We start from the raw sequence: 14732 nt of genomic DNA, 5'->3' as shown, positions 1-14732 counted from the left end.
CATGCTGAGGGCTTATGTGACTCATTAGTCAGACTAATATATTCATATTTTGACAAATTAGTTGAATGTTGCAGGATATATAAGTAATGTAATTTTGCCTGCTAACGGAATTAGCAGCAATTTTTACTGTAGTTGTGCAGTAAAAATAACCAAATCAATGATAACAAGGATGTTGTTATGACGCTTTCTTTGTACATTCGTGCAGCTCTCACACCAAAAACATTGTTACCGATACTGGGTTCAATCAGTGCTGGTGTGCTTCTAATGACCATGCAAACCACTTCTGCTCAAGCTGCAGGACAATACTATAATTGTGCCAATGCTAACGGTTGCAAGTTGGTAGACAGTAAATACTTCACTTCTAGTTACACTAAAACTCAATATCCGGTCGTCTTAGCACATGGGCTTGGCGGCTTCACGACGTTATTTGGAGTCATTGACTATTTTAACGGGATTCCTGAAGACTTGATGAAAGGTGGCTCAGAGGTATATACCACCAAAACGTCGGCGGTCAATAATAGCGAAGTTCGAGGTGAGCAACTGCTACAACAGGTCAAGACCATTGCCGCGATTTCAGGTGAGTCTAAAGTCAACTTATTTGGACACAGTCAGGGCGGTATAGATATCCGTTATGTCGCTGGCGTCGCGCCAAAGTACGTGGCTTCAGTAACTGCGGTATCAAGCCCAGAACAAGGGTCAAAAACTGCTGATTTTGTTAAAAATGTCCTTGAGCCAAATAATACTTCCGGAGAGCCATCTAATGTCACCACCCAGCTAGTATCAGGTGTGTTTAATCTTATCGGTGGCTTTACAGATATTGGTTCTGGTATCAGTTTCAATCAAATTCAACAGCAAGATGGCTGGCAAGCGCTCGTGGCTCTATCGACCGATGGTGCTGCTAAGTTCAATGCCAAATTTCCTGCAGCGATGCCAAAAAACTATTGTGGTCAACCGACTAGTACTGCGGTCAATGGCATCAAATATTATTCGTTTAGTGGCGTTGGGCAAATAACGAGCGCGCTTGACCCTAGCGATTACCTATTGGCCGCAACGGGCGTACCGTTTGCAGGTGAGTCTAATGATGGATTGGTATCTGCTTGCTCAAGTCGTCTTGGCTATGTGATTCGTGATAATTATAGAATGAACCATTTAGATTCCGCCGATCAAGTCTTGGGTCTGACGGCATGGGGAGAGTCTGAGCCAAAATCTATCTATCGCACTCAGGTAAACCGTCTGAAAAACGCCAACCTATAAGCCGAAATGCAAAATAGTGCAAAACAAGAATGCTCATTAATTGAGAAATATCGTTTATGTCAAATAACCGCCGTCCAGCCTATGCAACAATTGCTATCATCGCCGTGGTTATCATTGCCACAGCGGCGGTTATTTTGTGGTTCAAGCCTAGTAACGATGTAAATTCAGCTTCAATCAAATCCTCCGTCTCTGATAATGAGACTAACGAGTCAGTGACAACTGAGCTGGCTGCGGGACAAGTCGTGAAAACTACAACGACACCCAGCCGGTCTCAATTTGTTACAGGATTAGAAAATTTACCACGCTCATTAAAGGGCACCCAGATTGATGGTGAAATTATCATCGATGAAAATAAACAGTTGGTCGTCACTGAAGGTCTGCGGCGTTTGTTTGATTATTTTTTATCCGCCCTAGGTGAGGAAGAAGAAGCGACTATATTTGCCCGTGTGGAGAGTTATATTCGCCATCACACACCAGAGCCTGCCGCTAGCCAAGCGGTCACTATTTTTAATCAATATGTTGCTTACCTTAAAGCACTTCCTGAGATAGAAAAGCATTATGGTAATCTGCAATTACAGGCGACCAAAAGTGGCGAGCTGGATTTGAACGCAGTTGCCCAGCAAAAACAAGACATTGCTAATCTACGACAGCAGTACTTTGATAAGCCAACCATCACAGCATTTTTTGGTGCAGAGGATAATTACGATAATTATAGTATAGAGATGGTCAGAATTGACCAAAATAAGCAGATGTCTGATGCACAGAAACAAGCTGCCCGTCAGGACTATATCAGTCGATTGCCAGATAATGCGACTAAAGCCAATATCATGCAACAGGCCAATATTAGCGAATTGATGACTCGCACTGAACAGATGAAAGCTCGCGGTGCAACGCCCGAGGAATTATATAATATGCGCCGAGAGCTAGTAGGCGCACCAGCAGCAGAAAGGCTGGCACAAGTAGATCAAGAAGACGCTAATTTTGACCAACGCTTCACCCAGTATGAAACTCAAAAAAATCGCTTATTAAGTCAAGGTGTCGATGCAGCCCAAGCGCAAATTCAAATCAATCAGCTTGAACAGCAACTATTTAATGACACTGAGCGTAAGCGTCTAGATGGTTATGCGGCATTGCAACGACAGCAAGCCGTGAATAATCCCTAATTACCATCAATAGTTATCGTTAATAACCATCAATAATCATCGTTGATACGAATAGATAGAGTTAGCAAGATTATAGTTAGCAGCTCATTTAGGTACTGGCAAGAGCAAGTAGCTAGATATTTGCAAAGTAGTACAAAATGCATTCCGAATAACTACCCAGTTTATGATGACACCTCCCTGTGAGTCATGCACAATATTGCCATTGTTTAGAGCATTAAATAAAACAATAAATGAATCATAATAAATCTGAGCTTTTACTATGTCTATTAGAGCTTACCGCCTGTCTATTAGCGCTGATCACTCATACAGATAAAATGTCTAGTAAAAGTATCGGATGCAATAAAGCGAGGAGTTGATATGAAAAACATGACTAAAGTAATGATGGCCGCGACATTGGCAGTTGGTACGTTTGCTGCGGGTTGTCAGACAACGAGTTTGCCTGCGCCAGTCAGTCAGCCAATCACTGCAGATGTCTTGCAAGCACACAACTGGCAGCTCGTTGATGCCAAACGTAGCAATGGTAATAAAGTAACTCAGCTATTTTTTGACCCAGCCAAGCCGTTAACGTTGAACTTTATGAATGACAACGGTAGAGATTACGTGGCATTTATGAATACCTGCAATAACATGGGTGCTGGATATAGTGTCGAAAGCGGTGAAGTAGAGATTAAAAACGGTATCAGTACTATGATGGCATGTCCTGAGCCGCAAGCCAGCTTTGATACAGCAACATTAGCCACTGTAAAAGGTAAATATAGCCTTAGTAAGAATGCCAACAATGTGCCTATTTTGACCATTAAAAATGATGATCAAGTTGCTTATTTTAAGGCCGTTGCGAAGTAGCTTAATGATCGAGTAAACAGTTTGACTGGCTCGTGAAATTAAGCATTTAGAGTTACTTGTCTGAAGTTACTCATTTAAAATTGCTCATTTAAAGCTACTCTTCTTAAAACGCAAAATGCCTCGCTATCAAGTGGGGCATCTTTTTATCCAAAATTTAGTCCAGTTTAGGTTACACTAGAGTAATGTTTCTGTAATATCTTTGATTTTTTAGATTGATGGTGATGGCTCTGAATTTATGTCGATAACGATCACCTTTTTAAATATTTATAAGACTTTTATCATCAGGCTCTATTGGATATGACGCTATGCTGAAAACTGCCATAAATAAAACAACCATGTGTAAAGAGAATCTATCTAAATCAAGCATAGATAGACTAATGATAAAAGCACCTATTGCCATCGGCGTATTTGCTGTGCTTACCGGTTGCCAGACATTACCTAATACCTCAGTAAAAAAGCCAATCAGTACAGTTGAGACCAGTCCGCTGACTGCACGTATGCCAGTGATTGATCGCCAAGGATATATTGCCTATATAGAAGAGCAGGGCGTAGGTACGGCGAAAGTATCGACACTCTATAGCATTCGTCCTGACGGTAGCGATCGTCAGCTCATCGATCAGCTTAATGGCTATATCTATGCGCCAGCATGGTCGACAGACGGACAGCTGCTTGCCTATAGCAAACAAGCCCCGCGTGAGCATCCCAAAATTTATATTTATGATCGTAGTAGCAATACGCGCAACCTAGTAGTAAATGCTGAAGGCAGCAATATGTCAGCGTCATTTTCACCCGATGGTCAAGATTTGCTCTATAGCTCTACGGTCGGTGGTAATGCTGATATCTATAAGATGCGTCTGAGTGATGGCAATACCCAGCAGTTAACGACTCTGCCGAGTACAGAGGTACAGCCCAGTTATGCTGCTGATGGCAAGAGCTTTATTTATACCAGTGATAAAGTCCGTGCTGGACGACCACGAATTTATCGTTATGACTTCGCTACGGGCAATGCGACAGCTGTATCAACAAATGGGTATGTGGCCAGTCCTCAGCTTAGCTTAGATGGTCAGCGTATGGCCTACTTAAATGGTCGCAAGGCGGCTGTCATGACCTTGACGACTGGACAGGTGGTCAACTTGGCAGAAACAGGGCTTGATGAGCCCGCACGTCTATCTCCCTCTGGCAATTATGCCATCTATCCAACTCGCCGCTTGAATATGGGCGGGCAAGCAGCAGGCCAAAATGGTGGTAGCCTAGTTATACATTCGCTGTCAGGCAATACCAGCTATGCCATTAGCGGTCAAAATGATGGAGTCGTGCGCTCACCGATATGGGGTCGTTAGAGAAGTATGTCTTATGCCGTGATATGTATATAAACTTATTTGTAAAACAACATAAGTTTATAAATATTAAGTGAAGAGCCTTAGCTTTTGTAGTAGGTTATTACAAATAGAAGATTAGGTTCACAAAGGGAGAACCCGCGTAATGCAAGAGGCTTTTTTCGTGTTCATCACCAAAATAAGTTTATATCCAACGATTGTTTTCACCGGTCTTGTGATGTTCGTTACTCTATATTGGGTAGTATCTTTACTCGGCATGGCAGATATGGACAGCGTGGATGCTGTAGAGACAGGTAGTGATGCTGCTGTTTCTGATTTATCATCGACCGGTTTTTTTACAGGTCTCATGTTGAAGTTTGGTCTCTACGGTGTGCCTTTAGTCATTATATTAAGCTTAATTAGTTTAATCGGTTGGTTGTTGAGCTATTTGTATACCAGTTTCTTACATCAAAACTTTGACTCTGGTGTTCTGTATTACGTGTTTGGCACAGGGGCACTAATATTCGTATTGGTCGTTTCTATGTGGCTGACAGGCATGATCATTTCACCCATCCGCAAAAACATTGCCAGAATCCCCAAACGTAATTCTGCTAATAATGTAGGCAAAATCGCGATTGTGCGTACACTTAGTGTGACGGACAAGCACGGTGAGGCAGAGTTGAATGATGGCGGTGCAGGTTTGATACTTAAGGTTCGTTCAGACAACAGTACTAGCTTACTAAAAAAGGGCGATAGAGTGATGTTGATCGCGTATTTAGAAGAAACAAATACCTATCAAGTCGCTCGTGTTGAAGATAAATAATTATAAATCGTTTAGTCGATACGACTTTCTATCATCGCTTTTAGCATAGAGTAAACTCGAAAATAAGATAAACCCTGATAAATAATAAACAGCCATTGAGCTAAAAAATCTCTATTTTTCACATCATACGAACGGTTTTAAATTCAGTTATCGTTGGTTCAAGATAAGTTAGATACAAAGTCGGCAAGTGAAAGTGCTACATAGAGTAGGCTAAGCGAACCCTACAGAGCATCTGATGTATCTAGGATTGACCATAGAATGTTTTAATTAAAGGAATGGATATGGACATACTCATTATCGTCGGCGTGGTTGTGGTGCTGGCGTTTGTTTTCATTATGGCAGCACTGTTGATGCTCAAAGCCTTTTACTTCAAGGTTGAGCAGGGCAAAGCACTCATTATTAACGGTGTGAGCAAAATAGCCGTACGTTTTGATGGTGGCTTTGTTTGGCCAGTTATTAATAAAAAAGAGCTGATGAGAATCTCGCTCATCACGTTAGAAGTTGATAGACGCGGTAAAGAAGGGCTAATTTGCGCCGATAACATGCGTGCTGATATCACAGTTGCATTTTATCTACGTGTCAATGAAACCGAAGAAGATGTATTAAAAGTTGCCAAATCGGTTGGGGTTGAGAGAGCTTCAGATAAAGTCGCTGTTAATGAGCTGTTTAATGCCAAGTTTTCAGAAGCGCTAAAAACAGTTGGTAAGCAAATAGATTTCGTTAAATTGTTTGAAAACCGCAGCGAGTTTCGTGACAGTATCGTTCAAGAAATCGGTAACGATCTAAACGGCTATGTCTTAGAAGATGTCGCAATCGATTATCTAGAGCAAACACCGAAAGTGTCGTTGGACTCAAGTAATATCCTAGATGCTGAAGGTATCAAAAAGATTACTCAACTAACGGCTTTTCAAAACGTTATTACCAATGAGCTTGAGCGTGATGAAGAGCTAGCGGTTAAGAAAAAGAACGTTGAAACCAGAGAGGCGATGCTAGAGCTTGAGCGTCAACAAGCCGATGCTGAAGCCAAGCAAAAGCGTGAAATTTCGTCAGTGATTGCCCGTGAAACGGCTGAAACTCGTAAGATTGAAGAAGAAGAGCGTAAGAAGTCAGAAACAGCCGTCATCATGGTTGAGCAGGACTTAGCGATTCAGCGAGAGAATCAGCAACGTGAAATTGAAGTAGCAGGTCAAAATCGTCTGCGTGCAGTTGTCATCGAAGAAGAGAAGGTTACGCGTGCCCGTGACTTAGAAATCGTCTCTCGTGAGCGTGAAGTTGACTTGCAACGCATCGAGGCTGAACGTGCGATTGAACTTGAGAAAAAAGAAATCGCCAATGTCATCCGCGAGCGTATTGCGGTCGACAAAACAGTGGCGCAAGAAGAAGAGCGTATCAAAGAAGTTCGCGAAGTTAGTGAGGCTGAGCGCTCTAAGCAAACACGCGTGCTAGCAGCAGAAGCGGATGCTGAAGAAATCAAAGTACGTCAGGTGAAAAAAGCCGAAGCCGAAGAGCTGTCAGCCAAGCATAAAGCCGTTGAAATCACTACGCTTGCTACGGCTAACCTTGAAGCCTCTGCCAAAGAGTCAGAAGCCAAAATCAGAATGGCTGAAGGTATTAAAGCCGAAGAGTCTGCACATGGCTTTGCTGAAGCTGCTATTCAAGAAGCCAAGTCGGTCTCTATGGAAAAAGAAGGCATTGCTAGAGCCAATATTATTAAAGCGACTGGACAAGCTGAAGCTCAGTCAGAGCGTGAAAAAGGTATGGCAGATGCTGAGGTTATCGCGGCTCGCGGTGAATCTAAGGCGAAAGCTGAGCGTGACATTGGTATGGTCGATGCAGAGATTATTGCTGCTCGTGGTCAATCTACTGCCAAGGCTGAACGTGAAAAAGGTATGGCAGATGCTGAAATCATCGCAGCTCGCGGTGAGTCTAATGCCAAAGCAGAACGCGAAGTTGGACTGGCAAAAGCCGAAGTCACTCGTGCACATTTCCAAGCCGAAGCAGATGGTCTGGTCGAGAAATTCAATGCAATGGGTAGCATGAATAAAGAAGCGCGTGAGCACGAAGAGTTCCGCATGAGTCTTGAGACAGCCTTGCAAGAAGCACTTGCTTCTATTGATGCTGGTAAAGAGATTGCCAAAGAAAATGCTGAAGTATTGGCAGTAGCACTACAAAAAGCCAAAATCGATATTGTTGGCGGCGAAGCGCATTTCTTTGATAACTTTGCCAAGTCACTATCTATCGGTAAAGCCATCGATGGCCTAGCAGGTAAGTCAGATACGTTGAGCGGTATTATCAATGGCGTGATGGCTAGTCAAGCTATGAAAGCAACCAAGCAAAATGATGATAAAACCATTTAATATTAAGACATGCGCCAAAATTAATGCATTTCTCCCTTGATAACTAGCCTGTCATTTAGGAGGCAGGCTGAATCTAACCAACTTGTTCTATACATCTTCATAGAGCGATAGCCAACTTATTATTAATAATGAGTTGGCTAATCTAAAAAATCAGCAGTGATGAATCGTTTTTTTAGATTAGCCAAGTGCTTCTTTACTTTCGATGATCTTTATCTCAAATAACTTCTTATTTTCCTTATTGCCAAAAAATTCTCTTAATATGTAAAAACAGAAACGGACGAGCAACGATGGCGGATACGCAAAACCTAACCACTTCAGATAGCAATGACAATCCTAATGCTAGTCAAGCAAGCCAAACCGATCAGGCAGTTGCTTCAGGCAATGCTTATGAGCTCATCAAAAAACGTCTGACGGAACAAGGCGGTCGTTTAGAGACGCAAACGCAGACGCTAAATAATGCGCGTCTCGAAGAGTTTGGCAGTACTCAAATGCAAGTCATCGCCCGTACGCGTATCCGTACCGAACATAACTGTGTGGCGCAGGATATGGTGCAAGTAGGCGAATATCTACTGTTTGGCTACAACGTTTTTATGGGACTCAAACGTGCAAGCAATGTTGAGGATGTATTGTCGCTATATCGTTTGATTGAGCCAGTCGAAAGTGAAGAAGAGTGCCAACTTGAAGAGGTCGATTTAACAGGAACTTTTTTGGGTCAAGATGCCTTTGTCCAAGATTTCAATGAGTTGTATCGATATTATAAGCAAACGCGCTTAATTCAAATAACGGTGAAAGACAGCAAACTGCTATTGGCGTTTCAGATTGGTGAGCGCATCACTGATATTCGAGTGTTCCGTTTTGCGTTAGATTTTAGCCAAGGCACACCAGAGTCTGCTCAAGTCGCTTACGTCGACAATCGTGGCGAGCGTGACATTGAACTGCCGCCTGCCTATGATTTTGACTGGATAGAAACCACACGCGATCAGATGATCAACGGCAAATATCCGCATATGAATATCTTGGATACGATATTTGTAGAGACGGTCGGTGGAGATCTGACCATTAAGATTGAGGATAATACGCAGTCAGGGCAGGGTATCTATAGTGAGCCGGTCGAAGATCGTACTCAGTCGTTGACCGATGCCGAGATTGCTTATGCCAAAGTTGGCAGTTTAATCCTGCTCAAAATATTGCCCTATCGTGAAGAGGACTACCGTTATTTTGTTTATAACACCTTGACCGAAGCGGTATTACGTTTGGATGCGATTGGACAATCGTGTGTGCAGCTGCCAGAAGACCACGGCATCATATTTCCGGGTGGCTACTATCTGCAAACGGGCGAATATAAGCTGTTTGATGCCAATAACGTGGACGCCAAAGACTTAAAGTTCAAACGCAAAATCATATCGCCAAATGGGGAAGATGTTTTATTCTTGTTTTATGATAGAGACTTGGGTATCACGGGGTTGTTTCCTTATAATTTGATCAAAAAGCAATTGGCAAACCCTATCTATTGCAACGGTATGGCTTTGGCTGAGAATGGTCGTTTGGTGCTGTTTAGTGATCAAAGTGAGCCATCTCGTATTCACCCGATGCAGATATGGCATACCCCTTATGCCTCACACGAGTATGTGAGTGAGCTACCAGAAAGCACGAGCTTCTATGGCAAAATCGGCAATAAAGAACTGGTACGTGGTATCTCAGACCTGTATAGCATTACTCGCCTGATTGACAATCAAAGCGTCTCTCAAAAGCTCTATGAAGAGTTGGCTGACAATACCAGTCGTCTCTTTGACAGCTATTATTGGCTGTCTGAGCCTGAGCTGAGCGAAGTCGCCAGTAGTATTAAGGAAGTGACGGCCACGGCTGAGCTTGTCATCGATGAGTTCGCTAAAGTACAAAGTATCCAAAAGCAAACCCAAACTGCGTTAGCCGATGCTGATACGCAGCAAAGTGAGATTTTGCGGCAGATACGCGTTACTAGCTTTGAGTCTGCCAGTGATTATGTCGATCAGCTGTCAGCATTAAGACGCCAAAAAGGCCGTTTGGTTAGCTTGGAGGATTTGCGCTATCTAGATGCCGATAAGTTACAAGCATTGCAGACACAGTTAGAAGAAGCCGAAAGCGAGCTTGCTGAAAAAACCGTGCTGTTTTTAAGTGGTGAAGAGGCGCTTTCGAGTTACGAAGGTATATTGGTTGATGTTAGTGAGCGTTTAAACACGGCTGAAACCAATGCTGAGCTAAAACCCGTACTAGAAAAAATTGATGAGACGGCGCAAGGGTTAGATTTATTAACCGAGTTGCTAGGGACGCTAGATGTGGCCGATGCCACAGTGCGTACGCAAATCATCGATGACATATCGACCATTTATGCGAGCCTAAATCAGAGCAAAGCCAAGCTCAACCACAAGCGTAAAAACCTAGGCTCTGCTGAAGCCGTTGCACAATTTGGTGCGCAGTTTAAGCTGTTCGGTCAGTCCATTGCTAATGCCTTATCCATTGCCAATACCCCTGAGAAGTCAGATGAGCAAATGGCAAAATTGCTAGTACAGCTAGAAGAGTTGGAAAGCCAGTTCACTGATCCAGAAACCAATAGTGGCGATCAGTTTTTAGCCGATATTATCAGTAAACGTGAAGAGATTTACGAGACTTTTGAAAACCATAAGCAGCAATTGCTTGATGCTCGTAATCGTAAAGCGCAAAACTTAGGTGATGGTGCGCTGCGGATGCTTGAAAGTATCAAAAAACGCACGCAAAGCACTGGCGTCACAGGCTTTACAGAAGAGGAAGCGCTCAATACGTATTTTGCGGCTGATGGTCTGGTGCAAAAAGTCCGCAACATCGCAAAAGAGCTGCAAGCGATGGGCTTTAGCGTCAAAGCCGATGACATCGATGCGCGCCTAAAAGCCATTCAAATCGAGAGCTACAAGAGTTTAAAAGACAAGTCAGACTTGTTTGAAGATGGTGGCCAAATTATCAAACTGGGTAAGCATCGTTTTTCGGTTAATACTCAGCCGCTTGATTTGACCTTATTGAGTCGTCAGCAGTCAGATGGCAAGCGCGTGCTGAACTTGCATCTAACGGGTACAGATTATTATGAAGTGCTTAATAATGCTGAGCTAAACGCCTTGCGCCCGTATTGGGACATGAATATCGCCTCCGAGTCTGACAAGGTGTACCGCGCCGAGTACTTGGCGTATAGCATTATTGAAAGTGCTAAAAATAGCCAAGATGGACTAACCGAAGCCCGTTTATATCAAGCATATGATGCGACTATCATTACCCTCGATGTTAATGGCGACATTGATAATGACAGCCCATTGTCCAAGTTGGTCAAAGCCTACGCCACCCCTCGCTATCAGCTTGGTTATGACAAAGGCATTCATGACCATGATGCCACGCTATTATTGATGCAAATCCTGCCAACATTGCGTGAAGCAGGGCTACTGATTTATACCCCGCAAGTACGAGCATTGGCGCAATTATTCTATTGGCAGTTAAAGATCGTGCAAGCACTTGGTCTAGACAGCTTGCGTCAATTTGGTTATGACAAATGGCTGAATGAATCAGTGCTGACACGTGCAAATAACTGGACAGATAGAGCCGCGACCGCCGAGCAACTGCGCCGTGCATTGGGCAGCGATACTGCGAAGTCTCTATTGGTCAAAGACATGAGCCAAGTGATGCGTCACTTTGTTATGGCTCATAATGATGACAGTCTTAGCGCTGATAACGGTACTGGCATTAATAATGGCGCCGGCAAGCAGTCAACATCAAAACCAGAGTCAGATTCAAATACCAGTGATGTTCATAACGCCAACATTTTCAAATCAAGCTACGTTCAGCTTGCTTGTGAATATTTAGTGAGCGTCATGGGGCAGTCGGCGGAATCAAGTGCAAGCGCATCTAACACAATAAACTGGCAAACCAGCCAACAAGCGCAGCAGTTGTGTGAGCAGCTAAGCCAAACGCTAAATAGTGCCTCAGGTAGCACGCAAAATACCGCCAATTTTGATCAACTACAGTCTTCTATCAGTAAGCTTGGATTCCAACCCAAATCAGCCTATGAGCTATTATCCACATGGTTTCATGCACTACTTGATAAAACCTATGGTGGTAATGAGTCAGCTGATGGTACGGATGATGCAGGCGAGACACTCAGTGAAGCACAGCTTGCTGAGAGTAAAGAAAAAGAAGCGCTACGCCAGCAACAGCTAGAGAGTGGCCGTCATTATGTGCCGGAAGCGATTGCTGTTTTACTTACCCAGTTAAATGATGCTCAGCGTGAAGCCTTGGTGCAACGACTCATTGATTCAGGTGCTAGCTTTAATAAATGGCTAGGTAACAAAGGGTTGGGTAATCAAGGTTTAAGCAGTAACGGACTAGGTAATCAAGGCGCAAGTAGCACACCATCGGCCTTGTCATTTTCCTCAATCACCTCATCGACTACATCATTGACCAGTATTAATAATCCGCTCAATCAAGTACAAAGCTTTGAGCGTAGCACGGGTAAGGTATCGCTTGAGATACAAGTTAATAATTTGTTGGGTGAGCATATACGTATTCATCAGCAGACTTTAACCTTTGCCGTCGATGATTTCTTAAATCGTTTGCATCATCATGATACGCAGGTCATTCCTGCCTATAGACGTTATCTGGCCATGCGCTCAGAGATATTGCATGACTCAAAAGAGACGTTGCGACTGGACGAGTTTATGCCGCGGCCATTGTCTTCATTTGTGCGTAACCGTCTTATTAACGAGAGCTATCTGCCGCTCATCGGTGACAATCTTGCCAAACAGATGGGCACGGTCGGCGAGGATAAGCGTACCGATTTGATGGGTATCCTCATGATGATATCGCCACCAGGTTATGGTAAAACCACCTTGATGGAATACGTGGCAAATCGTCTTGGCCTTATCTTTATGAAGATTAACTGTCCGTCACTCGGTCATGATGTGACGTCTTTAGATCCCGAAAAAGCACCCAATGCCACTGCGCGAGAAGAGTTGAATAAAATCAACTTGGCCTTTGAAATGGGCAACAACGTCATGCTTTATCTCGATGATATTCAGCACACCCATGCGGAATTTTTGCAGAAGTTTATCTCATTGGGTGATGGCACACGCCGTATCGATGGCGTCTGGCAAGGCAAGACTAAGACATATGACATGCGTGGTAAAAAGTTCTGCGTGGTAATGGCAGGTAACCCATATACTGAGAGCGGCGAGGCCTTTAAAGTGCCAGACATGCTCGCCAACCGTGCCGATATCTACAACTTAGGCGATATCATGAGCGGCATGGAAGAGGTGTTTGCACTCAGTTATATCGAAAACTCGCTGACCTCTAATACCGTCCTCGCACCAATGGCCAACCGTGACTTAAGCGATGTCCATCGTTTGATTAAAATGGCAAAAACGGACAATGCGAATCTTGCCCAAGCACAAAGCAGCGATTTGACGTATCCGTATAGCACCTCAGAAGTTAACGAGATTATCGCAATCTTGCGCCATATGTTTAGGGTGCAAGAAGTCATTCTGGATGTCAACCAAGCCTATATTGCCTCCGCCTCGCAAGATGATAAGTATCGTGTTGAGCCGATATTCAAGCTGCAAGGCAGTTATCGTAATATGAATAAGATGACCGAAAAACTATCGGCGGTCATGAATGAAAGCGAGCTGAACCAGCTGATAGATGATCATTATCTGGGCGAGTCGCAGCTATTGACCCAAGGCGCAGAGAGCAACTTGCTCAAGCTTGGTGAGATGCGTGGTGTCTTGACCGAAGCAGAAACAGAGCGCTGGGCGCAAATCAAAGCTGACTTCTTACGTAACAAAGCCATGGGCGGTGAAGATGGTGATACTGGCGCACGTATAGTCGCTCAGTTGGTCGATTTGGCCAGTGGCTTCAATGCCATCAGTAGCCAGTTTGAGACATACTTAACGAAAAATGACCCAGAGCAAATCGCTCGCTTACGAGAAGCAGGACAACAAGCGCAACTCGATGCCCAGCTAAACGCTCAATTAGAAGCACAGAAAATCCTTGCCGATAGTGTGCTCAATAATGCCAAAGTCGTCAGCGATAGCATCGATAACGGCTTTGAAAAAAGTCTGAATCAGCTGATGCAAATATACAAGCATGATCACAACGCTGAGAAGGCAGAAGGCGAGTATCTCAAGCAAAATCAATATGCACAAAAACAGCTCATGGTGCAGCTGGTCAATGCCGTTGAACAACTGGCGCAAAAAATGGCGGATAGCTTGGTTAGCAATAATGATAATCAAACAGCCGATAGTGATATCCCTGATATTCATCAGCAAACGGCACTGATGGCAACTGCCCTCAAGCAAGCGCTAGTGCCACTGACGATGCGAATGGATGAGAAGCTGGCGATTGATACCAGCACCGATCAATCTGGTAAGTTAATCGTCAATAGTCTCAACAGGCTTAATAAAATCTTTGACGACTATGATTAGTAGACTATAGTGACCAGTGACTAATGTAGTAAACAAACCAATGAGAAAAGTATGGCGCACAAGAAGAAGAACGTTCGCAAAAAACTTTGTCCCGTCTGCGAGCGCGAGTTTAGCTGGACTAAGAAGCTTGATAAAAACTGGGAGAGCATGGTCTATTGCTCAGACCAATGTCGACGGGTGAAAAAATATGAAGGGCTAGATCATCAAAAAGAAGATAAATAGGCAGTAAACATTAACCATAGATATTAGATATACGGCACAAGGGGGCAGACGATGGCACATAAAAAAGTAAATTTACCGCAAAAAACCTGCCCCGTCTGCCAGCGTCCGTTTACGTGGCGCAAGAAGTGGGAGAAAGATTGGGAGCAGGTTATTTATTGTTCTGAGCGGTGTCGGCGGAGGAAGGGTAAGGCAAATTGAGTTTAAATTAGGACGAAATGAATAGACATCTAATCTTGCTTTTCATCCGTATCAACTTATCTACGCGAATCATTAGCCAAGGT

At 43.7% G+C, this 14732-nt stretch carries 9 protein-coding genes; all 9 read left to right on the top strand.

Features of this window, described 5'->3' with window-relative positions:
• Window positions 1-177 precede the first annotated feature (177 nt).
• The 9 genes from ABFV72_RS12495 to ABFV72_RS12455 all read left to right on the top strand — a co-directional run bounded on the left by ABFV72_RS12495 (window position 178) and on the right by ABFV72_RS12455 (window position 14649).
• Complete coding sequence (locus ABFV72_RS12495; protein WP_347163986.1) at window positions 178-1254, top strand: esterase/lipase family protein; 1077 nt, start codon at window positions 178-180, stop codon at window positions 1252-1254.
• Window positions 1255-1310: 56 nt separating this feature from the next.
• Window positions 1311-2417 (top strand): lipase secretion chaperone, encoded by a 1107-nt coding sequence (locus ABFV72_RS12490; RefSeq protein ID WP_347163985.1) that lies wholly within the window; start codon window positions 1311-1313, stop codon window positions 2415-2417.
• A gap of 357 nt (window positions 2418-2774) precedes the next feature.
• Window positions 2775-3260, top strand: coding sequence for an META domain-containing protein (locus ABFV72_RS12485; RefSeq protein WP_347163983.1), 486 nt, complete (start codon window positions 2775-2777; stop codon window positions 3258-3260).
• Window positions 3261-3637: 377 nt separating this feature from the next.
• Window positions 3638-4600 carry a Xaa-Pro aminopeptidase gene (locus tag ABFV72_RS12480; RefSeq protein ID WP_347163982.1) on the top strand — a complete coding sequence of 321 codons (963 nt, stop codon included), beginning with the start codon at window positions 3638-3640 and terminating at the stop codon, window positions 4598-4600.
• A 142-nt stretch (window positions 4601-4742) separates the two neighbouring features.
• The gene (locus ABFV72_RS12475; protein ID WP_347163981.1) at window positions 4743-5399 is read left to right on the top strand and encodes a hypothetical protein; all 657 of its coding nucleotides are present in this window, start codon (window positions 4743-4745) and stop codon (window positions 5397-5399) included.
• 281 nt (window positions 5400-5680) lie between these two features.
• Window positions 5681-7756, top strand: a complete 2076-nt coding sequence (locus tag ABFV72_RS12470; protein ID WP_160023089.1) for a flotillin family protein — start codon at window positions 5681-5683, stop codon at window positions 7754-7756.
• Between the two features lie 287 nt (window positions 7757-8043).
• A complete protein-coding gene (locus ABFV72_RS12465; RefSeq protein ID WP_347163979.1) occupies window positions 8044-14229 on the top strand; it encodes a DNA repair ATPase in 6186 nt (2061 codons plus the stop codon).
• 51 nt (window positions 14230-14280) lie between these two features.
• Window positions 14281-14451: a DUF2256 domain-containing protein gene (locus tag ABFV72_RS12460; protein ID WP_010196547.1), complete on the top strand. Its 171-nt coding sequence runs from the start codon at window positions 14281-14283 to the stop codon at window positions 14449-14451.
• Between the two features lie 51 nt (window positions 14452-14502).
• On the top strand, window positions 14503-14649 hold the full coding sequence (locus ABFV72_RS12455) for a DUF2256 domain-containing protein (RefSeq protein ID WP_347163978.1): 147 nt from the start codon (window positions 14503-14505) through the stop codon (window positions 14647-14649).
• The last annotated feature ends 83 nt before the right edge of the window (window positions 14650-14732 follow it).

This window comes from Psychrobacter proteolyticus (assembly GCF_039762275.1).
In the GTDB taxonomy this organism is placed as follows: Bacteria; Pseudomonadota; Gammaproteobacteria; order Pseudomonadales; family Moraxellaceae; genus Psychrobacter; species Psychrobacter proteolyticus_C.
This window is presented reverse-complemented; position numbering and strand designations above follow the sequence as displayed.